The sequence below is a fragment of the Cupriavidus sp. FW306-01-F10A genome (genome assembly GCF_058782785.1).
In genome coordinates this window covers 1-26,489 of the sequence record NZ_JBYSYA010000022.1, presented here as the reverse complement: position 1 = coordinate 26,489, position 26,489 = coordinate 1, and the positions used below count along the sequence as shown (strand labels likewise).

Here is a 26,489-nt window from a genome sequence, read left to right as displayed (position 1 = left end):
AGGCAAGGCGGGAGCGGGGTTCTGGCTGCAGATCGGAAGTGATGCCGGCGCCGATCCGGGGGCTTCAGTGCGTCGGCGTCGCCACTGCCGCGGGCCGCGGATGCCATTCGACGCGCCAGCGCGGCGCCGCCGGGGCGTCCGGCCAGCGGCGGTGCATGCCCAGGCCGGCGGCCAGCACCAGGGTATCGCCAGACCACAGCAGCGGCAGCCAGGCGCGGCGCCAGGCCGGGATGCCGGCTTCCTGGCAGGCTTGCTTCAGGGCCCGGGCCGGGCCGCCCGGGCGCAGCACGATACGCTCGCCGCCGCTGCGGGCGGCCAGGCGCAAGGGCTGGCGCAGCGCCGCTTCGGGCACGCCGAAGGTGTCATCACGGAAGAAATGGAGTTCGCCGCGCCAGGCAGGCACGACGATACGGGCCTCGCCGCGCCAGTCCAGCGTCACGGGTGCCGGCGCGGCGATCGGTGGCGGCGTGCAGGCCAGCACGCGGTCGCGGAAGCGGCGCAGGACCAGCCCCTCATGCGCGATCGCGGGCTCGCCGCCAGCGTGGGCGACCAGTTGCTCGCGCATCGCCGCCAGCCTGGCAGTGGAAGGCGCGCGCACGCCGAGGTCGCGCAGCCAGAAGCGCAGCACGGCATCGGCATGTGCCACGGGCAAGGCGCGCAGCCCTGCCAGGTCGAGTTCGGCAAGCGTGTCGGCATCGCGGCCGGGGCGTGCCAGCGCCGCCAGCGAGGCGGCTGCCAGTTCATCGATCAGTGCGCCTGCCTGGGCGAAATGCGCTGCCGCCTGCACCACGTTGGCCGACAACGCCGGGAAGGCCGCGACCAGCGCCGGCAGGTGCGCGCGCAAGGCATTGCGCGCATAGCGTTCATCGGCATTGGACGGGTCGTCGACCCATTGCAGCGCGTTGGCCGCGCAGTAGGCCTCGATCTCGGCGCGGGCCACGTCCAGCCAGGGGCGCAGCAGCGTCACGCCGCTGCGCTCGTCGAGCGGGCGCAGCGCTGGCATGCCAGCCATGCCGGCCACGCCGGCGCCGCGGAACAGCCGCAGCAGCACGGTCTCGACCTGGTCGTCCTGGTGGTGGGCGAACAGCAGCAGGCGCGCGCCGCTGTCGGCGCACATCGCCGCCAGCGCGGCATAGCGCGCGCGGCGCGCGGCCGCTTCCACGCCCTCGCCCGCTTCGGGCTGCACCGACACCCGCCGCACGAAATAGCCGACCTGCCACTGCGCGCACTGCGCGGCGCAGAAACGGTCCCAGTCGTCGGCATCCGCCTGCAGGCCGTGGTGGACATGCAGCGCCACCACGCGCGCGCCAACGCCCCACTCCGCCGCGGCCGCGCGGGCGGCATGCAGCAGCGCGACCGAATCGCGCCCGCCCGACAGGGCCACCGCGATCGTCGCCGCGCCCGTGCCGCCGCCAGAAACAACAAAGGCCGCACCGGCCTGGAGGGCCTGTGCGACCTTGTCGGTCAGCCGGGCGGACGGGTCAGTCCTGGGTGCCGGTTTCCTTGAACTTGCCATAGGCGAGCAGGCGCTCATAGCGGCGAGCCTGCAGCTCCTTCACGCTCATGCCCTGGAACTGACGCAGCGACTCGGCCAGCGAGCGCTTGAGCATCGCCGCCATGCCCTTGTAGTCACGGTGCGCGCCGCCCAGGGGCTCGCTCACGATCTTGTCGATCAGGCCCAGCGCCTTCAGGCGGTGCGCGGTCAGGCCCAGCGCCTCGGCGGCTTCCGGTGCCTTCTCGGCGGTCTTCCACAAGATCGAGGCGCAGCCTTCCGGCGAAATCACCGCGTAGGTGGCGAACTGCAGCATCTGCACCACGTCGCCCACGGCAATCGCCAGCGCGCCGCCCGAACCGCCTTCACCGATGATGGTGGCGATCAGGGGCACCTTCAGGCCGGCCATCACGTACAGGTTGTGGCCGATGGCTTCGGACTGGCCGCGCTCTTCGGCGTCGATGCCGGGGAATGCGCCCGGGGTGTCGACGAAAGTGAAGATCGGCAGGCCGAACTTGTCCGCCAGCTCCATCAGGCGCTTGGCCTTGCGGTAGCCCTCGGGCTTGGGCATGCCGAAATTGCGCATGGCGCGCTCTTTCGTGTCACGGCCCTTCTGGTGGCCGATGACCATGCACGCCTGGCCGTTGAAGCGCGCCAGGCCGCCGATGATCGAAAGATCGTCGGCAAAGGTGCGGTCGCCGTGCAGCTCGTGGAAATCGGTAAAGATCTCGCGCACGTAGTCCAGCGTATAGGGACGCTGGGGGTGGCGGGCGATTTGCGCAACCTGCCACGGGGTCAGGTTGGCGTAGATGTCTTTGGTCAGCTGCTGGCTCTTGCCGGCCAGCCGCGAAATTTCTTCGGAAATATCAACAGCCGAATCGTCCTGCACAAAGCGCAGTTCTTCGATCTTTGCCTCGAGTTCGGCAATGGGCTGCTCAAAATCCAGGAAGGTGGTTTTCATAAAATCACACGTACCTGTCTGTGAAGGGGCGCATTCTACCGGAATTTGGTCGCTATCTTAGCGCCTGCCAGATAGCCCGGACTGCACCTGCCACTAAATTTTCTTGCTGTGATGCCTAATACGTCACTGGCAGCGGGTCGAGACTGCGCCACATATACCACGTGGCCACAGTTCGCCATGGCTCCCAGTTGGCCGCCACCTCGCGCGCCTCGCTGCGCGTGACCGGCTCGCCACTGAAGTAATTGGCGGAGATCGCGTTGATCAGGCCGATGTCATCGAGCGGCAGCACGTTGGGCCGCATCAGGTTGAACATCAGGAACATCTCGGCGGTCCAGCGGCCGATGCCGCGGATCTGCGTCAGCTCCGCAATTACTGCTTCGTCGTCCATCTGCGCCCATTCGCCGACATGCACCGTGCCCGCCTTGAAGTGGTCGGCCAGGTCGACCAGGTATTCCCCCTTGCGCTTGGACAGGCCGCAACCGGCCAGCTTCTCGGGACCGGCGCGCAGGAACTGTGCCGGGGTCAGCCTGGGGCACAGGGCATGCAGCCGCTCCCACACCGACTGTGCCGCCTTGACCGAGATCTGCTGGCCCACCACCGCGCGCGCCAGCGTGACGAACGGATCCCCGCGCGACACCAGGTGCGCCGGGCCGTAGGTCGGGATCATCTTGCGCAGGATGCGGTCGCGCTTCATCAGGTCGGCGCAGGCCTCGTCCCAGTAGGCGGGGCGCACCGCGTCGATGACGGTTTCGACCGGCAGCGGCACCGCATCCGCCTCGGGCAGCACGGCCTTGGCATTGCGCGTGCCCCTGGCCGTGTCCTTGCCGTCAGGCAGCGGCGCCTCCTTGGCGCCAGCCTTGCCCGGGCGCGGGCCGGCCGCCTTCACCCGGCCCCTCGTGGCGGGAGGCGTGGCGGTGGCGGGCTTGCGCGCGGCAGCGTTCAAGCACGCCTCCACTCGGTGGCACCGCCCGGCTTGTCTTCCAGCACGATGCCAGCTTCCAGCAGTTGCGCGCGGATGCGATCCGCTTCGGCAAAGTTGCGCTCCACCTTGGCGGTCTTGCGCGCGGCGATCAGGGTCTCGATCTGTTCCGGCGAGATGCCGTCGTCGGACCTGCCGCCTTGCAGGAAGGTATGCGGGTCGCGCTCGAGCAGGCCCAGCGTGCCTGCCAGCCCCTTGAGCTGGCGCGCAGCCGCGGTCGAGCCGGTGCGGTTGATCTCGCTGGCCAGGTCGAACAGCACCGACATCGCGATCGGCGTGTTGAAGTCGTCGCCCATGGCCTCGGCAAAGCGCCTGGCGTGCGGCTCGTCCCAGTCCACCGCGCAGCCGCCCGGCTGGCTGTCCTTGAGCGCCGTGTACAGGCGTGTCAGGGCGTGGCGCGCATCGTCCAGGTGCGCGTCGCTATAGTTCAGCGGGCTGCGGTAGTGCGCGCGCAGGATGAAGAAGCGCACGACCTCGGCGTCGTACGACTTCAGGACCTCGCGGATGGTGAAGAAATTGCCAAGCGACTTGGACATTTTTTCGTCGTTGATGCGCACGAAGCCGTTGTGCATCCACATGTTGACGAAGGGCTTGGCGCTGGCGCCTTCAGACTGCGCAATCTCGTTCTCGTGGTGCGGGAACTGCAGGTCGGCCCCGCCGCCATGGATGTCGAAATGCTCGCCCAGCAGCGTGCAGCTCATGGCGGAGCATTCAATGTGCCAGCCCGGGCGGCCGGCGCCCCACTTCGAGTCCCACTTGCTCTCGGGCGGCTCGCTGGCCTTGGCGGACTTCCAAAGCACGAAGTCGAGCGGGTCCTGCTTGGCGTCGTTGGCGCTGACACGCTCGCCGGCGCGCAGGTCTTCCAGCGACTTGCCCGAGAGCTTGCCGTAGCCGGCGAACTTGCGCACCGAATAGTTCACGTCGCCGTCGCTGGCCTGGTAGGCCAGGCCCTTGGCTTCCAGCTTGCCGATCATGTCGAGCATCTGCGGCACGTAGTCGGTGGCGCGAGGCTCGTGGTCGGGGCGGATCACGCCCAGCGCGGCGGCATCCTCGTGCATGTACTGGATGAAGCGCGCGGTCAGCTCGCCGATGGTCTCGCCGTTCTCGGCCGCGCGGCGGATGATCTTGTCGTCGATGTCGGTGATGTTCTGCACATACGTCACCTCGTAGCCGGCGGCACGCAGCCAGCGGTGCACCATGTCGAACACCACCATCACGCGAGCGTGGCCAACGTGACAATAGTCGTACACCGTCATGCCGCACACATACATGCGGACCTTGCCGGGTTCGATTGGCACGAATGGCTGTTTCTCACGCGCGAGCGTGTTGTAGATGTTCAGAAGCTGCATGAAACGAAGTGAGTGGTGAGAGGAGACTGCCGCGGTTCGCACAGCAGGCAGCGCGGGCCGTGGCGCCGGTTGCCCGGCGCCTGGCAGGCCGCCGGTGGCAACGCGGGCCACTGGCGCAATTCCGTCGCGCCCCATATCTTACCGGAAGGCGCTGCGCTGGTTGCCTCCGGCACGGCGCCGCCAGCGCCGCGCGAGATGCCGCGCCCGCTGCCCCGATGTCATCGCCCTTCGTGCCGGACTTGCCGCTTTGCTAGAATGCCGCGGAGTATAACGGACCTGTCCTCAATGAGCCTGCCGCTGCCCTCCCCGTCTTCTGCCATGTTCGCCGCCCCCGCGCGCCGACGCGGCCATCGCGCCGTACTGCCCCTGCTGGCCCTGGCCGCCGCGCTGGCGGCCCCTGCCTACGCGCAGAACGGCCCGCTGTCGCTGGCCGCGCCGACGACGCCGGTCGGCGGCATCCAGTCGACCGATCCTGGCATGAGCGAGGCCCAGCAGGCCGCCAACGCGCGCCGCTACGACGAAGCCATCAAGGGCTTCGACCGCGTGCTGGCCGCCAACCCGCGCAATGCGCAGGCACGCTTCCAGCGCGCCTGGGCCCTGGCCCAGTCCGGCCGCGAAGACGCCGCCATCCAGGCCTTTGCCGAAATGGCGCAGGAGTTCCCGGAACTGCCCGAGCCCCACAACAACCTGGCGCTGCTCTACGCCAAGCGCGGCGACCTGAAGCGCGCCGAGGCCGAGTTGCTGCTGGCCACCGAAGTCAAGCCGGGCTTTGCCATCGGCTATACCAACCTGGGCGACGTCTACCGCCGCCTGGCCGAGCAGGCCTACGCCGAAGCGCTGCGCCGCAATCCGGGCGATGCCCGCGCCAGCGCCGGCCTGCGCCAGCTGAACCCTGATGCCGCGGCGCCGGTCAAGCCGGCGGCGCCCGCCGGCACCGGCCGCAAGGCAACGCCAGCGCAGCGCCAGGCACCTGCCAGCGCCCCTGCCGCGAACTGACGGCCACCCATCCCAAGGCCCGGGCGCGGCGCGCCCGGACCATGTGCATCATCCAGACTTACCGGAGTTCCTTCATGATCCGTTCCCGTCGCATCGTCCTGGCCGGCCTGACCGCAGGCGCCCTGGCACTGTCCTCGTTCAGCGCAATGGCTCAGCAAAAGGCCGCCGAGCGCGTCCAGTTCGTCACCAGTGCCGGCAAGTTCACCGTCGAGCTCTACCCCGAGGCCGCGCCCAAGACCGTCGCGAACTTCCTGGAATATGTGAAAAGCGGCTTCTACAGTGGCACCATCTTCCATCGCGTGATCAATGGCTTCATGGTGCAGGGCGGCGGCTTCGACCGCGACATGAAGGAAAAGCCCACCCGTGCGCCGATCCCGCTGGAAGCCCGCGGCGGCCTGAAGAACAAGGCCGGCACGGTGGCCATGGCACGCACCAGCGACCCCAACTCGGCCACCGCGCAGTTCTTCGTCAATGTGGTGGATAATCCGAATCTCGACTACCCGCAGCCGGACGGCAACGGCTACGCAGTGTTCGGCAAGGTGGTGGAAGGCATGGAGACGATCGACAAGATCAAGAGCGTGCCGACCACGGCCTACGGCCCCATGCGCAATGTGCCGGCCGCGCCGATCGTGATCGAGTCGGCCACCGTCGTCAAATAACACTACCGAACAGAGGAAATCCCATGTCCAAGGTCCAGCTCCACACCAACCAGGGTGTCATCACCATTGAACTCGACGCCGAGAAGGCCCCGAAGTCGGTCGAGAACTTCCTGTCATACGTGCGCAAGGGCCACTACGACAACACCATCTTCCACCGCGTGATCAAGAACTTCATGATCCAGGGCGGCGGCTTCGAGCCCGGCATGAAGCAAAAGGGCACCGACGCCCCGATCGAGAACGAAGCCGGCAACGGCCTGAAGAATGACCGCTACACCGTGGCCATGGCGCGCACCAACGCCCCGCACTCGGCCACCGCGCAGTTCTTCATCAACGTGGTCGACAACGACTTCCTGAACTTCTCCTCGCCCACGCCGCAGGGCTTCGGCTATGCCGTGTTCGGCAAGGTCGTGGAAGGCACCGACGTGGTCGACCAGATCAAGGGCGTGCGCACCGGCAGCTCGGGCTTCCACCAGGACGTGCCGCTGGAAGACGTGGTGATCGAGAAGGCCGTCATCGTCGAGTAAGCCGATGCCTGACGATTGCGGTTCCGTGCGCATCCACGTGCCGGCATTCCCCTTCCGACACCGCGCATGACCGCGATCCCCCACACGCCGGTGGCCGGTCCCTTCGAGGCACAGGCGCCGGCGTGGTTCATTTCAGACCTGCACCTGACGCCCGGCATGCCCCGCACGCTGGCGGCCTTCGAGCGCACGCTCGAGCGCGCCGCACAGCACGCGCGCACGCTGTTCATCCTGGGCGACTTCTTTGAATTCTGGATCGGCGACGAAGAAACCGACTCACCCTTCGCGCAGCGCGTGACCGGCGCCCTGCGCGCACTGGCCGCGCGCGGCGTGGCCGTGTACCTGATGCACGGCAACCGCGACTTCCTGCTGGGCCAGCGCTTCGCCTGCGCGGCCGGTGCCCGCCTGCTGCCCGACCCCGCCGTGATCCACTGTGCCGGCCAGCGCGTGGTGCTGAGCCACGGCGACATGCTGTGCATCGACGATGAACGCTATAACCGCTTCCGCCGCTGGACCCGCAAGCGCTGGGTGCAACGCGTGTTCCTGGCACTGCCGCTGAGCGCGCGTCTGTCGATCGCCCGCAAGCTGCGGGCAGACAGTGAAGGCAACCGTGCCAGGCAATTGAGCGCGGGAGCGGCCGTGCCGGTGATTTATGGTGATGTGGCGCCCGCGGCCGCGGCCGAGTTGCTCGGCGCCGCCGGTGCGTCGCTGCTGGTGCATGGACACACGCACCGCCCGGCACGGCATGAAGACGCCGCCGGCGTGCGCTGGGTGCTTACTGACTGGGACCTGGACGGCGCCCATCCGCGCGCCGCGGTGCTGCAACTGGATCGCGACGGCTTCCGCCTGTTGCCGCAGACCGACTGAGCGGCAGCGCCGGCCCGGCCCCTGCCCCGCTCACTTCATCAGCCTGCGCAGTTCGCTCGCGTCGAAGGGATCGTTCGGCGTGTTCTCCAGGTGTTCGCCAAGCCGGTCGAGCGCGGCCAGCACCGCCTCGATGCGGTCGTGCTGGCGCCCCGCATTGTCGATCAGGCTCTTGAGCGCCAGCGACACCGGATCGTCCGCATTGGGCGTGATGCCATAGGCCAAGAACTCCTGCTTGGCACCCTGCTGCGCCGATGGCGCATCCGGCAGGATGATGCGGGCGGGGATGCCCACGGCGGTCGCGCCCGGCGGCACCGGCTTTAGCACCACCGCGTTGGAGCCCACGCGCGCGCCGTCGCCCACCACGAATCCGCCCAGCACCTTGGCGCCCGCGCTCACCACCACGTTGGCGCCCAGCGTGGGATGCCGCTTCTGGCCCTTGTACAGCGAGGTGCCACCCAGCGTCACGCCCTGGTAGATGGTGCAGTCATCGCCGATCTCGGCGGTCTCGCCGATCACCACACCCATGCCGTGGTCGATGAAGACGCGCCGGCCCAGCTTGACCGCCGGATGGATTTCGATGCCGGTGAAAAACCGCGCCCAGTGCGAGATCCAGCGCCCCAGCCAGTGGAAGCCCGCGTTCCAGCATCGATGCGCAAAGCGGTGGAACATCACGGCATGCAGGCCGGGGTAGCAGGTCAGCACTTCCAGGCGGCTGCGCGCGGCGGGATCGCGCAGCATGATGGTGTCGATATCTTCCTTCAGGCGAGAGAACATCTTGGTCGTGTCGTGTTGCCGCGCCGTGCGCCGCGCCACGCGGGCTGGTGCCCGGGGCAGGGTCGCCGGCGAGGTCAGTGGCCGGTGGGGACGGGATCAGGGAGTGTAAGTGATTTGCCGGACCCGCTTGGGGTGCCGGTGTTTGGCCCCTGATCCGTCAGGGACATTGCGGCGATGCTGCGGTCAACATCGCCCGGGCCTGCGCAAACCCGCAGCCGCAAGGCGACAGCGCGCGCGATTGCCGCGCGTGCCTGCGTCGCCCTGCATCGAATCGCTCCGGTTTGCTGCCACTGTCCTCGCTCCTGTCACCGGTCCTTGCGCGGGCCCGGCTGGTTCTGCGCGGCGATCAGCATATGCTTGGCGATGCCGCGCAGGATATTCACTTCCTCGCGCTCCAGGCCGCTGCGCGCCAGCAGCCGGCGCAGCCGGGTCATCAGCCTGCGCGGGTTGGACGGATCGAGAAAGCCGATTGCCTCCAGGCCCGTCTGCAGATGGCCGAACATGGCCTCGACCTGCTCGGCCGTGGCCGGCTCACCAGCATAGCCGATATTGGCGCCGGCGTCCGGGGCCGCCTCCAGCAGCGCCAGCCGCATCTCGTAGGCGATGAGCTGCACCGCCTGCGCCAGGTTGAGCGAGGTATAGGCGGGATTGGCGGGGATATGGGTGACTGTGTTGCAGCGCTCGACCACTTCATTGGGCAAACCATAGCGCTCGTTGCCGAACACGAAGGCAACGCCGCCGCTGCCAGACAGCGTCTGGCGCGCGCGTTCCGCGGCGGCGCGCGGCAGCAGCCGCGGCGGGCCGAATTCGCGGTGGCGCGCGGTCATCGCCACGGTCAGCGCGGCGCCGGCCAGCGCCGCGTCGACCTGGTCGACGATGAGCGCGCCCGCCAGCACATCGTCGGCACCGCTGGCCATGGCGATGGCGTCGGAGTGACGCAGCACATCCGGCTCGCGTGGCGAGACCAGCACCAGGCTGCCGAAGCCCATGGTCTTGATCGCGCGCGCCACCGAGCCCACGTTGCCCGGGTGGCTGGTTTCGACCAGCACGAAGCGCACGCGGCCGAAAGCGTTGCCGCCGGTATCACCGCTGTTGCCATCGGCAGCGGGCTGGCTCGTATCAATTGCCGGGTTCATATACAATTCGGGGTTCTTCTTTGGCGCGGCGCCAGGTTTTTGCTTGCTCGCGAGACTCTCGCGGCACATTTGCAGCAGAACCGGCGACGCCCGACGTTCTTCTACAATCCGTTGTGTTGTCAGCTGCCCATGAGCGGGCGTGCGGCGCTTTTGCGCCCCGCCGCCTCGTCGTGGCCGGCCTGGAGAGATTCATGCATCCGATGCTCAATATCGCCATCAAGGCGGCCCGCAAAGCGGGATCCATCATCAACCGCGCGTCGCTCGACGTCGATCTGGTGCGCGTCTCGCGCAAGCAACACAACGATTTTGTCACCGAGGTGGACCGCGCCGCCGAAGCCGCGGTCATCGAGATCCTGCGCACGGCCTACCCGGAACACGGCATTCTAGCGGAAGAATCCGGCCAGTCCTGGGCCGAGGGTGAAGACTCCCACGAGTACACCTGGGTCATCGACCCGCTGGACGGCACCACCAACTTCATCCACGGCTTCCCGCAATACGCGGTCTCGATCGCCCAGTTGCACCGCGGCACGCCCGTGCAGGCCGTGGTCTACGACCCGACCCGCGACGAGCTCTTCACCGCCAGCAAGGGCGCCGGCGCCTTCCTGAACAACCGCCGCATCCGCGTCACGCGCCGCGACAAGCTGGCCGACTGCCTGATCGGCACCGGCTTCCCGTTCCGCGACCTGGAAGGCCTGGACGAATACATGGAATTGTTCGCGCTGATGACCCGCAACTGCGCCGGCCTGCGCCGGCCGGGCGCCGCCGCGCTGGACCTGGCCTATGTGGCCTGCGGCCGCCTGGACGGCTTCTTCGAGCGCGGCCTGCAGCCTTGGGACATGGCTGCAGGCATGCTGCTGATCACCGAATCGGGCGGCCTGGTCGGCAACTACGCCGGCGAACCGCGCCAGATGGAACAGGGCGAAGTGCTGGCCGGCAACCCCAAGGCATTCGCCCAGATGGTGCGCCTGCTGTCGCCGTTCTCGCTGGACAACGCCAAGCCCGCCGCCTGACACCGGCACATGGCCTGACGGCCAGATCAGCCACACCCCGACGCCCGCCGCACCCCGGCGGGCGTTTTGCATGGTGCGCCGCGCCTGCCACCGCGCCCTGCACTGCAGACCTTTCTCATTCCCCGGACGGCCATGATCCTCGTCAAGGTCGCCCCACCCTGCCCTCCCCAAAATGAAACCATGCGCCACGCCCCGTGCGCGCGGATCCAGCAGGAGAGCCAGCATGTTTCCCGAATACCGCGACCAGATCACCACCCTGAAGACCCAGGATGCCCGCTTCGCGCGCCTGTTCCACCGCCACAACGCGCTGGACCAGGAAATCCACAACATGGAGTCGGGGCTGGTGCCGGCCTCCACCTTCGAGATCGAGCGGCTGAAGAAAGAGAAACTCCTGCTCAAGGACCAGCTCTACGCGATCCTGCGCAACACCCCAGCCTGACGGAGGACCGCAGATGACAGATCGCGACACCATCCAATCCTCCCACACCGCCACCGCGCCACGTGCCCGCGCCACGGCCAGGGGCGACGTGCTGCCCACCAACTCGGCGCTGTCAGCCCAGCGCAAGGAGGTCGAGAGCGCCGTCAACGCCTCGGTGCAGCTGGCGGCCAGCAGCATGCAGGACATCCTGGCCAGCCGCGCAGGCAACGGCGCCGACATGCTCGACGCCATGCGCACGCTGCTTGACGGCCTGGCGCCCGACGAGGCCGCGCAGCTGCGCAGCCTGATCCTCGAAGGCGATCCCGCCGTGTGGCAGGCCGGCCGCAAGCGCCATCCGGACGACGAGCTGTCCGCGGGCTGGCGCGAAGGCGCGTACCCGTACCAGAACCTGATGTCGCGGCGCAATTATGAAAAGCAGAAGTACCGCCTGCAGGTGGAGCTGCTCAAGTTCCAGGCCTGGGTGCGCGAGACCGGCCAGCGCGTGGTAATCGTATTCGAAGGGCGCGACGCCGCCGGCAAGGGCGGCACCATCAAACGCTTCATGGAACACATGAACCCGCGCGGCGCGCGCGTGGTGGCGCTGGAAAAACCCACCGAGGCCGAGCGCGGGCAATGGTACTTCCAGCGCTATGTGCAGCACCTGCCGTCGGCCGGCGAGATCGTGCTGTTCGACCGCTCCTGGTACAACCGCGCCGGCGTGGAGCACGTGATGGGCTTCTGCTCGCAGCGCGAATACCAGGACTTCCTGCAGCAGGCGCCGGACTTCGAGCGGCATCTGGTGCGCAGCGGCATCCACCTGTTCAAGTTCTGGTTCTCGGTCAGCCAGAAGGAACAGCGCCGGCGCTTCCGCGAGCGCGAGATCCACCCGCTCAAGCAATGGAAGCTGAGCCCGGTCGACCTTGCCTCGCTGGACAAATGGGACGAATACACCCAGGCCAAGGAGGCCATGTTCGCCCACACCGACACCGCCGATGCGCCGTGGACGGTCATCCGCTCGGACTGCAAGAAGCGCGCGCGGCTCAATGCGCTGCGTGCCATCCTGTCGCGCTTCCCCTACGGCAACCGGGACACCACTGCCATCGGGCAGCCCGACCCGCTGATCGTGGGACGCGCGCTGGCCAACTGAACCTCGCCCCCTACTCCCGCACTTCTTCCGTTTTCCCCTTTACCAAGGCCCCTATGTTCAAGCACATCCTGCTGCCCGTCGACGGTTCCGAGCTTTCCCACAAGGCCGTGTCCGCCGCCATCCAGTTTGCCCGCACCGCCTCCGCGCGCCTGACGCCCTACATGTGCGTGGAGACCTATCCCTACATGGTGGGCAGCGACAGCACCCATGAGAGGCGCGAGGTATTCCAGCAACGCGTGGAAGCACTGGCGCGCCAGGAACTGGTCAAGATCGAGGCCGCGGCGGCAATGGCCGGCGTCCCGTGCGCGGGCCACGTCTCGGCCGCCAGCGCCCCGTATCACGGCATCATCAACGCTGCCCGGGACCTCGGTTGCGATGTCATCTTCATGGCCTCGCACGGCCGCAAGGGCATCAGCGGCCTGCTGCTGGGCAGCGAGACGCAGAAGGTGCTGACCCACAGCGACGTGCCGGTGCTGGTGTTCCGCTGACGGCACGCCGCTGACCCCGCCGCCGGGCCAGATCCGGCCCGCGCGGCGCGGCAACCGCTGCCCCGTGCTGTACCATATCGCCCATATTCGAAAACGCCCCTTCGCGCCCCGGCCCCAGGCCGCCGGATGACCGCCCGGACGCCCCGCGCGGCCGCCATCCGGCTTGCGCAAGGCGGCGATCCGAGCGGAGCGGGCGGCATCACGCAGGCCCACCGCCAGACAGGCTAAATGGCAATGGGATTGCAGAAAAAAACCGACCCGGAACAGGCACAGGCAGATTCGTCCGCGAGCCGCCACACGCCCATGATGCAACAATATCTCCGCATCAAGGCAGACCACCCCGACACCCTGCTGTTCTACCGCATGGGTGACTTCTACGAACTCTTCCACGACGATGCCGAAAAGGCCGCGCGCCTGCTCGACATCACGCTGACCGCGCGCGGCGCCTCCAACGGGGTGCCGATCCGCATGGCCGGCATTCCCTTCCATTCCGCGGACCAGTACCTGGCGCGCCTGGTGAAGCTGGGCGAATCCGTGGCGATCTGCGAGCAGATCGGCGACCCGGCCACCAGCAAGGGGCCGGTGGAGCGCAAGGTGGTGCGCATCGTCACCCCGGGCACGCTGACCGATGCCGCGCTGCTGCCGGACAAGGCCGATACCTTCCTGATGGCGGTGCACCAGCAGACCACGCGCCGCGGCGTCAGCAAGACCGGGCTGGCGTGGCTGAACCTGGCCAGCGGCGAGCTGCGCCTGATGGAATGCGAAGCGGCACAACTGGGTCGCGAGCTGGAGCGCATCCGCCCGGCCGAGCTGCTGTATGCCGATGGCATCGAGTTGCCCGCGCTGGCGTGCGCGCGGACCCGCCTGCCCGAATGGCATTTCGACCAGGACGCCGGCACGCGCCGGCTGCGCGAGCAGCTGGGCGTGGCCAGCCTGGACCCGTTCGGCTGTGCCGGGCTGGGTGCCGCGCTGGGCGCGGCCGGCGCGCTGCTGAACTACGCCGCGACCACGCAGGGCCAGTCGCTGCGCCATGTGCAGGGCGTGAAGGTCGAGCGCGAATCGGAGTACGTCGGCCTGGATTCCGCCACGCGGCGCAACCTGGAACTGACCGAGACCCTGCGCGGCGGCGAGTCGCCGACACTGTTCTCGCTGCTGGACACCTGCTGCACGGCGATGGGCAGCCGCGCGCTGCGCCACTGGCTGCACCACCCGCTGCGCGACCCGGCGCTGCCGCAGGCACGCCAGCAGGCCATCGGCGTGCTGATCGACCAGGGCACCGATGCCCTGCGCACGGCGCTGCGCCGGCTGGCCGACGTCGAGCGCATCACCTCGCGGCTGGCGCTGCTCAATGCGCGGCCGCGCGACCTGTCCTCGCTGCGCGACACCTTGCGCGCGCTGCCGGACGTGCAGGCCTGCATCCGCGATGACCAGGGCAGCACCTTGCTGGCGCAGACCCTGCACGACCTGGCCGTGCCGCAGGACTGCCTGGACCTGCTGGTGCGCGCCGTGGCCGAAGAGCCGGCCACCGTGGTGCGCGACGGCGGCGTGATCGCGCGCGGCTACGATGCCGGACTGGATGAACTGCGCGACATCTCCGAGAACTGCGGCCAGTTCCTGATCGACCTCGAAACGCGCGAACGCGCCCGCACCGGCATTGCCAACCTGCGCGTCGAGTTCAACCGCGTGCATGGCTTCTATATCGAGGTCACCAACGGCCAGGCCGACAAGGTGCCCGACGACTACCGCCGCCGCCAGACGCTGAAGAATGCCGAGCGCTACATCACGCCTGAGCTGAAGGCCTTCGAGGACAAGGCGCTGTCGGCACAGGATCGCGCGCTCGCGCGCGAAAAGCAGCTCTACGACGGCCTGCTGCAGGCGCTGCTGCCGCATATCGGCGAGCTGCAGCGGGTGGCCGCCGCGCTGGCGCGCCTGGACGTGCTGACGGCGCTGGCCGAGCGCGCGCAGACGCTGGACTGGTCCGCGCCTGAGCGCGTCGCCGAGAACGTGGTCGACATCGTGCAGGGCCGCCACCCGGTGGTCGAAGGCCAGCTCGCGGCCGAGTCGGTGGCTTTCATCGCCAACGACTGCCAGCTCAATGAAGCGCGCAAGCTCTTGCTGATCACCGGCCCGAACATGGGCGGCAAGTCGACCTTCATGCGCCAGACCGCGCTGATCGTGCTGCTGGCCTGCGTGGGCGCCTACGTGCCGGCGCGGCGCGCGGTGATCGGGCCGATCGACCGCATCTTTACCCGCATCGGCGCCGCCGATGACCTCGCGGGCGGCCGCTCCACCTTCATGGTCGAGATGACCGAGGCCGCCGGCATCCTGCACCACGCGACCCCGGCTTCACTGGTGCTGATGGACGAGATCGGGCGCGGCACGTCGACCTTCGACGGGCTGGCGCTGGCCTGGGCGATCGCGCGCCACCTGCTGTCGCACAACCGCAGCCACACCCTCTTCGCCACGCATTACTTCGAGCTGACGCAACTGCCGCAAGAGTTCCCGCAGGCAGCCAACGTGCACCTGTCGGCGGTCGAGCATGGCGATGGCATTGTCTTCCTGCACGCGGTGCAGGACGGCCCCGCCAGCCAGAGCTACGGCCTGCAGGTAGCGCAGCTGGCCGGCGTGCCGCAGCCGGTGATCCGCGCCGCGCGCAAGCACCTGGCCTGGCTGGAGCAGCAATCGGCCGACGCCACGCCGACGCCGCAGCTGGACCTGTTCGCGGCACCGCCAACGCCGGAGGACGACGAGGACGACTTCGGCGCCGCCCCGGCGGCCGTGCCCGCGCCGCTGGCGCCCGCGCTGGCACCCGAACAGGCCGCGCTGGTCGATGCGCTGGCCGACCTGGACCCCGACACCCTGACGCCGCGCGCCGCGCTGGAGGCGCTGTACCGGCTCAAGGCACTGGCAGGCGAGGCGCTCGACGCCGCATGAACGCTGCACGCCGTGCCCTGCTTGCCATGCTGCTGCCGCTGCTTTGCACGGCCGGCATGGCATCGGCCGCGCCCGCGGGCCGCGCCGGCAAGACACCGGCCAGGCCAAAGCTGACGCGCATCGCGCTGATCGCCGACCTGCCCCAGTGGCCGGCCGCGGAGGCCAACGCGGCAGCGCTGCTCGACTACTTCGGCGAGCGCAAGCTGGACCTGGTCATTCATGCCGGCGGCATCAAGGGCGATACGGAATCGTGCAGCGATGTGGTGCTGGGCAACCGCCAGCAACTGCTGGACCAGTCGCCGCTGCCGCTGGTCTACGTGCCCGGCGAGACCGACTGGTCCGAATGCCGGCTGCCGGTCAACGGCGGCTTTGACGCGGTCGAGCGCCTGAACCGGCTGCGTGAGCTGTTCTTCCCCGAGGACGCCACGCTCGGCCGGCATCCGCGGCCGCTGCTGCGGCAATCGGACCAGGCGCTGTTCCGCAGCTTCCGCGAGAACATGCGCATGGAGGTGGGCGATATCCTGCTCGTCGGCATGAACCTGCCTGGCGACAACAACCACTACCGCAACGAAGGCGGGCGCAACGGCGAGTTCGAGGACCGGCGCGAAGCCAACCGCCAGTGGCTGGCGCGCGCGTTCTCGGTGGCGCGGCAACGCGACCTGAACGGCATCGTGGTGGTGGTCCACGCCGACCCGCATTTTGCCAACGGCTGGGAGAAGAAAGGCCGCCCGACGCTGCTGGACGGCTTCATGCGCCACCGCACCCGCGATGGCTACCTGGAATTCAAGCGCCAGCTGCGCGAGCTGGCCGGTCGTTTCCGCGGCCAGGTGCTGCTGGTGCATGCGGGCGGAAACGGGGCCAACGGGGCCGACAACGGCTTCGGCATCGACAAGCCGCTGCGCGATGCGGCCGGCAAGGTCATGCAGAACTTCACGCGCGTGTCACTGCCCGCCAACACGGTCTCGCAATGGGCCGAGCTGGTGATCACGCCTGGCGCGGCCTCACCGTTCGCGGTCATGCTCAGGGACGCACCGGCACCGCGCTGAGACCGCTTGCCGGCCGACAACGAAAAAGCCGGCTGCGGCCGGCTTTTTCTTCGGGTGCGGAAATACGATCAGTGCAGCGTGCGCGGCGTGTCGTCGTCCTCGTCCTCATCGACGACTTCAACGCCCGAGGCGCCATGGGCGTGGCCGTGCTCGATTTCCTCGGCGGTGGCCTCGCGGACTTCGGAGACCTTCAGCCAGAAGCGCAGCGCCATGCCGGCCAGCGGATGGTTGCCATCCAGCACGACCTTGTCCTCGGCCACGTCGGTCACGGTGTAGATGACGGAGTCCTCTTCGTCGCCATCTTCGGGCATGCCTTCGAACTGCATGCCGACTTCCAGCGGCTCGGGGAAGCGGTTGCGCGGCTCGACCTTCACCATATCGGCGTCATAGTCGCCGAACGCGTCTTCCGGCTCCAGCTGCAGCTGGGTCTCGAAGCCCGCGTCATGACCGTCGAGCGCTTCCTCGATCTTGGGGAACGTGCCATCATACCCGCCGTGCAAATAAACCATGGCTTCATCTGACTCCTCGATCAGATTGCCTTGCGCGTCCGACAGCTTGTACATCACGGACACCACAGTATTCTTAGCGATTTTCAATTCTTGACTCCATGAACGATTCCGCATTATACGCGCAGGCCCTGCCCCCTGGCCCCGTCGATCCAGACACTCCGCTCGACCTGCTTGGTGGCATGACGCCTGCTGCATTCATGCGGGATATCTGGCATCGCAAGCCCCTGCTGATTCGACAGGCAGTACCCGGAATCGTGCCGCCTGTGTCGCGCGAGGCTCTTTTCGACCTGGCCGACAGCGATGACGTCGAATCGCGCCTGGTGACGCACTTCCGTAACCGCTGGAAACTCGCGCATGGCCCATTTGCGCGCGAAAACCTGCCCGGCGTCAAGGCCCGCCAGTGGACCCTGCTGGTGCAAGGGGTAAATCTGCACGACGCCGCCGCGGCGGAACTGATGGGCCGCTTCCGTTTCGTGCCCGACGCGCGCCTGGACGACCTGATGATCAGCTACGCCACCGACGGCGGCGGCGTGGGCCCGCATTTCGACTCCTACGATGTGTTCCTGCTGCAAGTCTCGGGCCGGCGCCGCTGGCGCATTTCGTCGCAGACCAGCCTTGAGCTGATCCCGGACATGCCGCTGAAGATCCTCGCCGACTTCAACGCGGAACAGGAATGGGTGCTCGAACCCGGCGACATGCTCTACCTGCCGCCGCAATATGCGCACGATGGCATTGCCGAGGGTGAATGCATGACCTGCTCGATCGGCTTCCGCGCGCCGGCCTACCGCGAGCTGGCCGGGCATTTCCTGGCCTGGCTGTCTGAAACGGTTGAAGACAACGAAGACCTCGGCGGCCGTTATGCCGACGCCGGCGAGCGCGCCGCCACGCGGCCCGCGCAGTTGCCGGCCGGCATGACCAAGGCAGTCGCCGAGCGGCTCAAGGCGTTGCAATGGAATAGCCAGATGGTGTCTGAATTCCTCGGCAGCCATCTGTCCGAACCCAAACCTGGCGTTGAATTTGCAGAGATACCTGACATGCCGTTGCGCGGTTATGCGACACTGGCGGCCCGCCATGGTGTAGTACTGCCATCGGCATCGATTGCGCTTTACGACCGCGCGAATTTCTTCCTCAATGGAGAAGCCTACGAGCCGCCGGCCGAACTGATGCAGTGGCTGAAAAAGTTGGCCGATTATCGGCAGCTTAGTAGCGAAGATGTTGCGGCTTGCGCGGGCCTACCCGATCTGATGGAAACTTTCCATCACTGGACGCTGGAAGGATGGCTGCAATTGGGTCCGCGGCTGTAATAATGCGTAACATTGCGAATCAGTAAATTTCGGCGCTACACAAGCCGGGAAAACGCGGATATAATCGTTGGCTGGCTAGTACTGTGGACCATTGCATATGTCGGGACCCGGGAGGGCCTCTATTTTGCAGTTCAAGAGCGATAATTACCGGTAATTATTCATCGCCTGTTTTCCGTTATTACAAGTTAAAGGACGAAAAATGAAGAAGTCTCTCCTGATCGCATCGCTGCTGGCCGCTGTTGCTCTCGCCGCTTGCGGCAAGAAGGAAGAAGCTGCCGCTCCGGCCGCTGACACGGCTGCTCCGGCCGCTGCCGCTCCGGCTGCTGAAGCTTCGGCTCCCGCTGCTGAAGCCCCGGCCGCTCCGGCTGCTGCCGCTCCGGCTGCTGACGCTTCGGCTCCGGCTGCTGACGCTTCGGCTCCGGCTGCCAAGCAGTAATCGGTTCCTGACCGATGAAAAAACCGGCCTTCGGGCCGGTTTTTTTATTTGGGCGCCGCTACCGCACTGCGCCCTGCTGAATCCACGCATCCCTCAGGCGCGCACCGCCTGCCAGTCCAGGCCCTCGTCCTGGTCTGCCACCAGCACCTCGGACGGCAACGCACCCAATGCCATTGCCAGCGCCCCCGTTGCCAGGTCACGCGTATTGTTCTGCTTGCTGAGGTGGGCCGCGACCACGCGGTTCAGGCCGGTATGGGCAACTTGCGCCAGGATACTGGCCGCCACTTCATTGGCCAGGTGGCCGAAGTCCCCGCCGATGCGCCGCTTCAGCGAAGCCGGATAGACCGAATTGCGCAGCATCTCGCGGTCATGGTTGCATTCCAGCACCAGCGCATCCACGCCTGCCAGGCGCGCCGTCACGTAAGGCGTCTCCATGCCTGCATCGGTCAACACGCCTAGCCTTGCCTGCCCGTCCGACAAGACGAACTGCAGCGGCTCGCGCGCATCGTGCGGCACAGTGTACGGCAGCACCTGCAGTCCGGCGACGGCAAAGGCATGGTCGGCGCCGCAGACGCGCACGTCGGCCGCATCGGCGCCGCGCAGGTGCGAGGTCGCCAGCCAGGTGCCGTGGCTGGTGTACACCGCCAGGCGGTGGCGGGCAGCAAAGGCGTAGGCCGAGCCGACGTGGTCGCCATGCTCGTGCGTCACCAGCACGGCGTCGAGCTGGTCCGGCGCGACGCCCAGGCGCTCCAGGCGCCGGGCGGTCTCGCGGATGCCGAAGCCGCAGTCGAGCAGCACGCGCGTGGTGGTGGTGCCTTCGCGGGATTCGATCAGCAGCGAGTTGCCCTCGCTGCCGCTGCCGAGGAAGGCGAAGCGCATCATGGCCGCGCCCTCCCCGCCAGGCACCGGCCAGGACGGCCGGCTGGCATGCCAGCAGTCATGCGCCGGCTCAGTGCAGTTGCTCGTCGATCAGCGACAGGATGCGCTTGCCGATTTCGCCGTTCTCAGGCTGGCCGGCATCGTTGAGCACCGTCACCAGCGTGCCGCTGCCCGTGCCCTTGAGCGACACGCGATACTTCTTGGCGGTCTTGGAATCTTCCGGCTTGGTGAACAGCTTGGAGAAGAAGCCACGGCTGTCGGCAACGGTGCGCGGGTCGACATAGCGCACGTAGTACAGGCCCTGGCCGCGGTCGCGGTCTTCAACCGTGAAGTTCACGCGGTCCAGCGACAGGCCGACCGAGCGCCAGGCGCGGTCGAACGGCTCGGGCAGCTGCAGCGCCGGGGCGCCGTTGACCTGGGCCAGGTACGACTTGGCCGGCGCGGCGCCATCGGCACCAGCGGCGGCCGCGGTGCCGGCAGCGGCGGCCGTGCCCGAAGCGGCTGCGGTATTGCCCGCCGCCGCCGGGTTCTTGGCCATGCGGTCGGCCTGTTCCTTCTGCACGCCCAGCCGCTGGGCCAGGCGCGACAGGAATTCGGCTTCCAGCTCTGGATCGGCCGGACGCGGAGTCCAGACCGTGCTCGACTTGTCGATGCCGGTCAGCTGCTCCTGCGCACCGCGGTGGCTGATGAAGACCTCCAGCGTGCCGTTCTGCGAACGCTCGACGCGGGTGCGGAACTTGTCGCGCTCCGAGGTCGAGTACAGGCCGTCGAAGACCTTGCCGATGGTGTTGCGGATGATGTCCTGCGGGATCTTGGCGCGGTTCTCGGCCCAGTCGGTTTCCATGATGCCGGTCTCGGGCGAGTCCTGCACCAGCAGGAAACCGCTTTCCTGCCAGAAGCCGCGCAGCTGCTGCCACAGCTGGTCGCCGCGCATGCCGTTGCTGATCACCAGCCAGCGCTGGTTGCCGTCGCGCTCCATGCGGATGCCCTGGGCGGAGGGCAGCACGTTCTCGCTCGGGGATTGCTCGCGCACCTTGGTGGCCTGGCTGTACGTCGACAGCGTCGAGGTGCCGTTCGCATCGGGCACCGAATAGCGGCGATCGCCCTCCAGCTTGGTCAGGTCGGGCGGGATATCCAGCGTAGGCGTGCGCTTCGAGGCCGACGACTTGTAGTCGATCTTGTCCGGCTGCATCGCTTCGTTGATGCTGCTGCAGCCGGTGATCACGCCAGCGGCGAGCACGGGCACAACCAGGGCGGCGCGGCGGACTTGCGTCGCGCCGCGGCGGTTAAGCTTCAGTTTCATTGACACGCAATCCTAGTAGGTGGTGCGACAGCAGGACGCCGCGAAAGATCAGGCCAGCAGGCCGGCGGCGGCCAGTGCCTTGCGTACATAGTCGTGGTTGGCCTCGGACAGAGGGGTCAGCGGCAGGCGGATACCGCCTTCCATCCTGCCCATCTGCTGGAGCGCCCACTTGACCGGGATCGGGTTGGCCTCGATGAACATGGCCTTGTTCAGCCCGATCAGCTCCATGTGCAGGCGGCGCGCGGTGACGACGTCGCCCTTGAGCGCCGCAACGCACATCTCGTGCATCTTGCGCGGTGCCACGTTGGCGGTGACCGAGATATTACCGTGGCCGCCCAGCAGGATCAGCGCAACCGCGGTGGGGTCGTCGCCGCTGTAGATGGCAAAGCCTTCCGGCGCGTCCTTGATCAGCTGCGCGGCGCGGTCGATATTGCCCGTCGCTTCCTTGACGCCGACGATGCCCGGCACCTGCGCCAGGCGCAGGATGGTCTCGTTGTTCATGTCCGCGACCGTACGGCCCGGCACGTTGTACAGCAGCACCGGCAGCTCCACCGCTTCGGCGATGGTGCGGAAATGCCGGTACATGCCTTCCTGGGTCGGCTTGTTGTAGTACGGCACGACCTGCAGCGACGCATCGGCGCCCACCTTCTTGGCGAAGGCGGTCAGCTCGATGGCCTCCTTGGTGGAGTTGCCGCCGGTGCCCGCGATGATCGGGATGCGCTTGCCGGCCTGTTCCACGGCAACGCGGATCAGTTCGCAGTGCTCCTCGACGGAAACTGTCGGGGACTCGCCGGTGGTGCCCACGATCACGATGCCGTCGGTGCCTTCGGCCACGTGCCAGTCGACCAGTGCGCGCAGGGCCGGGAAGTCCAGGCTGCCGTCTTCATGCATCGGGGTAACGATGGCGACAATGCTGCCGGTAATCTGTGTCATAACGTTAAGGAATTCGGGATGCGAATAACGGGATTGTACCGGAACCGCAGGCCGCTTCGACCGCCGCCCGGACAGGGGTTGATACCAACTGTTTCAACGTGTGCAGCGGCATTCTCGCCGACAGCGCCGTGCCTGGCTCAGGCGTCGAGCCGGTAGCGTGCCGGCGCGGGCGCATCGGCGCCGGCAGCCGCCTCGCGCACCGCACATATCCGCTGCACGAAGGCTGTTTTCGGCACTTCGACCAGGCCATCCTCATAGGCGACCACGCGCAGGCCATGCTGGCGCGCCACTTCGAGCAATTCGCCCGGCCGCAGCAGGAAATCCGGCCGCGACGGCTTGCCGACGGTTTCATTGCCCGCGGCAAAGGTTTCATAAATCCACATGCCGCCGGGCGCCAGCGCCGCCGCCAAGTGCGGCCACAGCGGCCGGTGCAGGTAATTGGTGACGACGATGGCGTCGAACGGCGCCTCGCCGGCCAGCGGCCAGGCGCCCTGCTCCAGGTCGGCCACCCGGCCGGTCACGCCGGCCGGCAGGCCGGCGATGGCCTCGGCGTCGCGGTCGACGGCCAGCACCGTGTGGCCGCGCGCCGCCAGCCAGGCGGCATGGCGGCCGCTGCCGCAGGCCAGGTCCAGCACCCGCGCGCCGGGGCGCAGCAGGTGGGCCCAGCGGGCAACCCAGGGGGAGGGGGCCGAAAGCCCGGCATGCGATAGCGTCATGGCGTTCCCCGGCACGTCACTGCAGCAGCATCACGATCGGGCGCAGCATTAGCTCGATCAGCGACATCAGCACATTGACCACCGGCGTCATCCAGATCGTGGTGATCACGCCAGCGGCCACCAGCGCCAGCACCACGAAGATGCCGTACGGCTCGATGCGCGACACCGCGCGGGCAATGCCCTGCGGCAGCAGCGCGGTCAGCACGCGGCCGCCGTCCAGCGGCGGCACCGGGAACAGGTTGAAGGCCGCCACCACCAGGTTGACGCGCACGCCCGCCAGCGCCATCTCGCCGAAAAACGGCTCGCGCACGCCGCCCCAGGTCAGGCCGATGGCCAGCAGCACCCAGACGAAGGCCTGCACCACATTGCTGGCCGGCCCGGCCAGCGCCACCCACATGCCGTGCCAGCGCGGGTTACGCAGGCGCTCGAACGCCACCGGCACCGGCTTGGCATAGCCGAACACGAACTGGCCGCTGGTCATGATATAGAGCAGCAGCGGCACCGCGATGGTGCCGATCGGATCGATATGGCGGATCGGGTTCAGGCTGACGCGCCCGAGCGCATAGGCCGTGTCGTCGCCGAAAAGCTTGGCCACGTAGCCGTGCGAGGCCTCATGCAGCGTGATGGCGAACAGCACCGGCAGGGCATAGACCGCGAAGGTCTGGATAAGGGAGGAATCCATGGTCCCTATTGTAACGGCCCGGCGCCGCCCAGGCGCACGCTCGTGCACCCGCCAGGCGGGGTGGCAGCGCCCGGGGAACTCAGAGCCCGAAGCGCTCGACGTCGCCGCGGCCCGCGCGGATCAGTTCGGGCTCGCCGCTGGTCAGGTCGATCACCGTGGTCGGCTGCGCCGGCGCCGGGCCGCCGCACACCACCAGGTCAAGCTGCTTCTCCAGCCGCGCGCGGATTTCCGCCGGGTCGTTGAGCGGCTCTTCGTCGCCCGGCATCTGCAGCGTGGCCGAGATCAGCGGCTCGCCGGTCTCGCCCAGCAACGCCAGCGGAATCGCGTGTTCAGGCACGCGCACGCCGATGGTCTTGCGCGCCGGGTGCGACAGCCGCCGCGGCACCTCCTTGGTCGCTTCCAGGATGAACACGTACGGGCCCGGCGTGGCGCCCTTGAGCCAGCGGTACTGCCGGTTGTCGACGCGGGCAAAGTTGCCGAGCTCGGACAGGTCGCGGCACATCAGCGTCAGGTGGTGGCGGTCATCGATACCGCGCAGCCGGCGCAGGCGCTCGACGGCGGCCTTGTCGTCGAGCCGGCAGGCCAGCGCATAGCTGGAATCGGTCGGCAGCGCAATCAGGCCGCCCTTCTGCAGGATCTGGGCGGCCTGCTTGACCAGGCGCGACTGCGGATTGAGCGGATGGATCTCGAAGTACTGTGACATGGACCAGGGTGGCGGATTCAGACAGATCGGAGCGGAATCTGGGGGGTACCCCGGCCAGGCCGGGCTTGCGCCTACCAGTCGTGCCAGACCGGCGTCACCGTCGGCGGCAGCGGCGGCAGCTTGCCCAGCTCGACGCGCCCTTCGCCGGGGCCGTGGAAATCCGAGCCGCGCGAGGCCAGCAGCCCGTAGTGGCGGGCCACCGCGGCATAGCGGCGGTACTGGTCGGGCGTGTGGCTGCCAGTCACGACCTCGACGGCACCACCGCCCAGGGCGGTGAATTCATCGAACAGCGCGTCGTGCTGGGTATCGGTGTAATTGTAGCGGCCCGGGTGCGCCATCACGGCGATGCCGCCGGCGGCGCGGATCCAGCCGACTGCGTCGGCCAGGCTGGCCCAGCGGTGGCCGACATAGCCGGGGCGGCCTTCCGACAGGTACTCGCTGAAGACCTCGCCCACGGTGGCGCAACGGCCCTGGTCGACCAGCCAGCGCGCAAAGTGCGTGCGCGAGATCAGGTCCGGGTTGCCCACGTGCTGCAGCGCCCCTTCATAGGCGCCGGTGATGCCCACTTTTGCCAGCGCGTCGGCAATATCGCGCGCGCGGCGCGCGCGGCCCGAGCGGGTATCGGTCAGGCCGTCGATCAGTTCCGGGCAGTGCGGGTCGATCTGCAGGCCGACGATGTGCACGGTCTGCCCGGCCCAGGTCACCGAGATCTCCACGCCCGGCACATAGCGCATGCCGAACTCCTCGGCCGCGGCACGCGCCTCGGCCTGCCCGCCCAGTTCGTCGTGGTCGGTCAGGGCCCAGAACGCGACCCCCGCGTCGCGGGCGATTTCCGCGATGGCGCGCGGCGCCAGCGTGCCGTCGGACACGGTGGAATGGCAATGCAGGTCGGCATTGATGGCGTGGGCGTTTTGCATGGGGCCATTCTACTCCCGTCGCCCCCTCCATGCGTGACGCCGGCGCCCCCTGGAAAGCCACCATGCCAAAGCCCTGCCGGCAACGCTGGCGTGGGCGGAAACGGGCGATGTGCGGGGTATAGTCGGGCCTTGCACTGTCATTTTTGCGGGCACCTGGCGTGCCCGCCATGCCCAATGTCCACCGCTACCCCCCTCGCACCAGCCCCCGTCACCACCACCGATGTCCTGATCGTGGGCGCTGGCCCGGTCGGGCTCTTTGCCGCGTTCCAGGCCGGCGTGCTCGGCCTCAGATGCGAGCTGATCGATGTGCTCGACCGCGCCGGCGGCCAGTGCACCGAGCTCTATCCTGAAAAACCGATCTACGACATCCCCGCCGTGCCGGGCTGCCTGGCGCAGGACCTGGTCGACCGGCTGCTGGAGCAATGCGCGCCGTTCGATTTCCCGATGCACTTCGGCCAGCGCGCGGAAAGCCTGTCCGAAATCCCGCGGCAGCCGGCACCTGACGGGCATGCCGCCCATGAGCGCCTGCTGGTCACCACTGACGGCGGCAAGCGCTTCGATGTCGCCGCGGTGCTGATCTGCGCCGGCGCGGGCGCGTTTGCGCCGCAGCGTGTATCGCTGCCGGAAGCGCCGGCACTGGAAGGCCGCCACGTGCACTACGCCGTGCGCGATGTGTCGCGCTTTGCCGGCAAGCGCGTGGTGGTGGCCGGCGGCGGCGACTCGGCGCTGGACTGGGCGCTGGCGCTGCGCAAGGTGGCCGCGCGCGTGGCGCTGGTGCACCGGCGCGAAGGCTTCCGCGCGGCCGACGGCACCGTCGCGGAAATGCGCGAGGCAGTGGCGGCCGGCGAGATGGATTTCGTGGTCGGCATGCTCGGCGCCCTGCGCACCGAAGGCCAGGACGGCCCGCTGACCGAGGTCGAGGTGCGCACCCGCGACGGCAGCACGGTGCTGCCCACCGATGAACTGGTGGCGCTGTACGGCCTGGTGTCCGAGCCGGGCCCGATCGCGCAGTGGGACATGGACATGCGCGCCGGCCGCATCCTGGTCGACACCACCACTTATGAAAGCTCGCGCCGCTGCATCTTTGCCGCGGGCGATATCGCCTACTACACCAACAAGCAGAAGCTGATCCTGTCAGGCTTCCACGAGGCCGCGCTGGCATTGCGCCGCGCCTACCACTACGCCTTCCCGGAAAAGGCGCTGGTGCACGTGCACACCAGCAACAACGCCGCGCTGAAGGAAAAGCTGACGCACGCCTGAGTAACCGTCTTCAAAGTCAAGTTCGGTGAAGCGATTTGTCCCAAGGAGTGCTGGTTCTGACCATGGCGTT

At 68.0% G+C, this 26,489-nt stretch carries 27 protein-coding genes; 13 read left to right on the top strand and 14 right to left on the bottom strand.

Translation table 11 applies throughout. The features are described 5' to 3' along the window. Nucleotides 1-64: 64 nt before the first annotated feature. The 4 genes from tilS to cysS form a co-directional block, all read right to left on the bottom strand. Complete coding sequence (tilS, locus tag AC3WLF_RS24965; protein WP_492320985.1) at nucleotides 65-1,516, bottom strand: tRNA lysidine(34) synthetase TilS; 1,452 nt, start codon at nucleotides 1,514-1,516, stop codon at nucleotides 65-67. Beyond that, nucleotides 1,482-2,453, bottom strand: coding sequence for an acetyl-CoA carboxylase carboxyltransferase subunit alpha (locus tag AC3WLF_RS24960; protein WP_010808961.1), 972 nt, complete (start codon nucleotides 2,451-2,453; stop codon nucleotides 1,482-1,484). The genes tilS and AC3WLF_RS24960 overlap by 35 nt, the downstream gene beginning before the upstream one ends. A 115-nt stretch (nucleotides 2,454-2,568) precedes the next feature. Beyond that, complete coding sequence (locus tag AC3WLF_RS24955; RefSeq protein ID WP_492353321.1) at nucleotides 2,569-3,396, bottom strand: DNA-3-methyladenine glycosylase family protein; 828 nt, start codon at nucleotides 3,394-3,396, stop codon at nucleotides 2,569-2,571. Further along, nucleotides 3,393-4,781 (bottom strand): cysteine--tRNA ligase, encoded by a 1,389-nt coding sequence (gene cysS / locus AC3WLF_RS24950; protein WP_492358968.1) that lies wholly within the window; start codon nucleotides 4,779-4,781, stop codon nucleotides 3,393-3,395. The genes AC3WLF_RS24955 and cysS overlap by 4 nt, the downstream gene beginning before the upstream one ends. Nucleotides 4,782-5,066: 285 nt before the next feature. Here cysS and AC3WLF_RS24945 point away from each other — a divergent pair, with 285 nt between their 5' ends. The 4 genes from AC3WLF_RS24945 to AC3WLF_RS24930 all read left to right on the top strand — a co-directional run bounded on the left by AC3WLF_RS24945 (nucleotide 5,067) and on the right by AC3WLF_RS24930 (nucleotide 7,824). Continuing rightward, nucleotides 5,067-5,777: a tetratricopeptide repeat protein gene (locus AC3WLF_RS24945; RefSeq protein ID WP_492358967.1), complete on the top strand. Its 711-nt coding sequence runs from the start codon at nucleotides 5,067-5,069 to the stop codon at nucleotides 5,775-5,777. 74 nt (nucleotides 5,778-5,851) lie between these two features. Continuing rightward, nucleotides 5,852-6,436, top strand: coding sequence for a peptidylprolyl isomerase (locus AC3WLF_RS24940; protein ID WP_492358966.1), 585 nt, complete (start codon nucleotides 5,852-5,854; stop codon nucleotides 6,434-6,436). Between the two features lie 23 nt (nucleotides 6,437-6,459). Further along, nucleotides 6,460-6,960, top strand: a complete 501-nt coding sequence (locus AC3WLF_RS24935) for a peptidylprolyl isomerase (protein WP_010808966.1) — start codon at nucleotides 6,460-6,462, stop codon at nucleotides 6,958-6,960. A gap of 66 nt (nucleotides 6,961-7,026) precedes the next feature. After that, nucleotides 7,027-7,824, top strand: a complete 798-nt coding sequence (locus AC3WLF_RS24930) for a UDP-2,3-diacylglucosamine diphosphatase (RefSeq protein ID WP_492358965.1) — start codon at nucleotides 7,027-7,029, stop codon at nucleotides 7,822-7,824. A gap of 30 nt (nucleotides 7,825-7,854) precedes the next feature. Here the strand turns inward: AC3WLF_RS24930 and cysE are convergent, their stop codons facing one another. Next, on the bottom strand, nucleotides 7,855-8,598 hold the full coding sequence (gene cysE / locus AC3WLF_RS24925; protein ID WP_492358964.1) for a serine O-acetyltransferase: 744 nt from the start codon (nucleotides 8,596-8,598) through the stop codon (nucleotides 7,855-7,857). A gap of 305 nt (nucleotides 8,599-8,903) precedes the next feature. After that, nucleotides 8,904-9,734, bottom strand: a complete 831-nt coding sequence (locus AC3WLF_RS24920) for an RNA methyltransferase (protein ID WP_492320980.1) — start codon at nucleotides 9,732-9,734, stop codon at nucleotides 8,904-8,906. A gap of 191 nt (nucleotides 9,735-9,925) precedes the next feature. On the opposite strand from AC3WLF_RS24920, the gene AC3WLF_RS24915 reads away from it, so the two are divergent. The 6 genes from AC3WLF_RS24915 to AC3WLF_RS24890 all read left to right on the top strand — a co-directional run bounded on the left by AC3WLF_RS24915 (nucleotide 9,926) and on the right by AC3WLF_RS24890 (nucleotide 16,777). Next, the gene (locus tag AC3WLF_RS24915) at nucleotides 9,926-10,744 is read left to right on the top strand and encodes an inositol monophosphatase family protein (RefSeq protein ID WP_010808970.1); all 819 of its coding nucleotides are present in this window, start codon (nucleotides 9,926-9,928) and stop codon (nucleotides 10,742-10,744) included. Between the two features lie 223 nt (nucleotides 10,745-10,967). Further along, nucleotides 10,968-11,183 (top strand): HP1242/YdcH family protein, encoded by a 216-nt coding sequence (locus AC3WLF_RS24910; RefSeq protein WP_492320979.1) that lies wholly within the window; start codon nucleotides 10,968-10,970, stop codon nucleotides 11,181-11,183. A gap of 13 nt (nucleotides 11,184-11,196) precedes the next feature. After that, complete coding sequence (ppk2, locus tag AC3WLF_RS24905) at nucleotides 11,197-12,309, top strand: polyphosphate kinase 2 (RefSeq protein ID WP_492320978.1); 1,113 nt, start codon at nucleotides 11,197-11,199, stop codon at nucleotides 12,307-12,309. Nucleotides 12,310-12,362: 53 nt separating this feature from the next. Then, the gene (locus AC3WLF_RS24900; protein WP_010808973.1) at nucleotides 12,363-12,797 is read left to right on the top strand and encodes a universal stress protein; all 435 of its coding nucleotides are present in this window, start codon (nucleotides 12,363-12,365) and stop codon (nucleotides 12,795-12,797) included. Between the two features lie 234 nt (nucleotides 12,798-13,031). Continuing rightward, entirely contained in the window at nucleotides 13,032-15,731 is a 2,700-nt protein-coding gene (gene mutS / locus AC3WLF_RS24895; protein ID WP_492320977.1) for a DNA mismatch repair protein MutS, read from the top strand. After that, nucleotides 15,728-16,777 (top strand): hypothetical protein, encoded by a 1,050-nt coding sequence (locus tag AC3WLF_RS24890; protein ID WP_492352990.1) that lies wholly within the window; start codon nucleotides 15,728-15,730, stop codon nucleotides 16,775-16,777. Before mutS ends, AC3WLF_RS24890 begins: the two co-directional genes overlap by 4 nt. Nucleotides 16,778-16,845: 68 nt before the next feature. On the opposite strand, the gene AC3WLF_RS24885 is transcribed toward AC3WLF_RS24890, so the two are convergent. Next, complete coding sequence (locus tag AC3WLF_RS24885; protein WP_026201125.1) at nucleotides 16,846-17,373, bottom strand: FKBP-type peptidyl-prolyl cis-trans isomerase; 528 nt, start codon at nucleotides 17,371-17,373, stop codon at nucleotides 16,846-16,848. An 11-nt stretch (nucleotides 17,374-17,384) separates the two neighbouring features. On the opposite strand from AC3WLF_RS24885, the gene AC3WLF_RS24880 reads away from it, so the two are divergent. Further along, complete coding sequence (locus AC3WLF_RS24880) at nucleotides 17,385-18,590, top strand: JmjC domain-containing protein (protein ID WP_492358963.1); 1,206 nt, start codon at nucleotides 17,385-17,387, stop codon at nucleotides 18,588-18,590. A 199-nt stretch (nucleotides 18,591-18,789) separates the two neighbouring features. Beyond that, complete coding sequence (locus tag AC3WLF_RS24875) at nucleotides 18,790-19,026, top strand: hypothetical protein (protein WP_037024358.1); 237 nt, start codon at nucleotides 18,790-18,792, stop codon at nucleotides 19,024-19,026. A gap of 93 nt (nucleotides 19,027-19,119) precedes the next feature. Here the strand turns inward: AC3WLF_RS24875 and AC3WLF_RS24870 are convergent, their stop codons facing one another. From AC3WLF_RS24870 to AC3WLF_RS24840, 7 genes are all read right to left on the bottom strand, one after another. Continuing rightward, on the bottom strand, nucleotides 19,120-19,908 hold the full coding sequence (locus tag AC3WLF_RS24870; protein ID WP_492358962.1) for an MBL fold metallo-hydrolase: 789 nt from the start codon (nucleotides 19,906-19,908) through the stop codon (nucleotides 19,120-19,122). 67 nt (nucleotides 19,909-19,975) lie between these two features. Then, nucleotides 19,976-21,208: an NlpB/DapX family lipoprotein gene (gene bamC, locus AC3WLF_RS24865; protein WP_492320820.1), complete on the bottom strand. Its 1,233-nt coding sequence runs from the start codon at nucleotides 21,206-21,208 to the stop codon at nucleotides 19,976-19,978. Nucleotides 21,209-21,256: 48 nt separating this feature from the next. Further along, nucleotides 21,257-22,141 carry a 4-hydroxy-tetrahydrodipicolinate synthase gene (dapA, locus tag AC3WLF_RS24860; protein WP_010808980.1) on the bottom strand — a complete coding sequence of 295 codons (885 nt, stop codon included), beginning with the start codon at nucleotides 22,139-22,141 and terminating at the stop codon, nucleotides 21,257-21,259. Between the two features lie 137 nt (nucleotides 22,142-22,278). Continuing rightward, on the bottom strand, nucleotides 22,279-22,857 hold the full coding sequence (locus AC3WLF_RS24855; RefSeq protein ID WP_492352994.1) for a class I SAM-dependent methyltransferase: 579 nt from the start codon (nucleotides 22,855-22,857) through the stop codon (nucleotides 22,279-22,281). 16 nt (nucleotides 22,858-22,873) lie between these two features. Then, entirely contained in the window at nucleotides 22,874-23,539 is a 666-nt protein-coding gene (locus AC3WLF_RS24850) for a site-2 protease family protein (protein ID WP_492320822.1), read from the bottom strand. Nucleotides 23,540-23,618: 79 nt separating this feature from the next. After that, nucleotides 23,619-24,242 carry an L-threonylcarbamoyladenylate synthase gene (locus AC3WLF_RS24845; protein ID WP_492320823.1) on the bottom strand — a complete coding sequence of 208 codons (624 nt, stop codon included), beginning with the start codon at nucleotides 24,240-24,242 and terminating at the stop codon, nucleotides 23,619-23,621. Between the two features lie 71 nt (nucleotides 24,243-24,313). Further along, nucleotides 24,314-25,159, bottom strand: coding sequence for a 3',5'-nucleoside bisphosphate phosphatase (locus tag AC3WLF_RS24840; protein WP_492352995.1), 846 nt, complete (start codon nucleotides 25,157-25,159; stop codon nucleotides 24,314-24,316). A 174-nt stretch (nucleotides 25,160-25,333) separates the two neighbouring features. Here AC3WLF_RS24840 and AC3WLF_RS24835 point away from each other — a divergent pair, with 174 nt between their 5' ends. Further along, entirely contained in the window at nucleotides 25,334-26,419 is a 1,086-nt protein-coding gene (locus AC3WLF_RS24835; RefSeq protein ID WP_492358961.1) for an NAD(P)/FAD-dependent oxidoreductase, read from the top strand. Nucleotides 26,420-26,489: the final 70 nt, after the last annotated feature.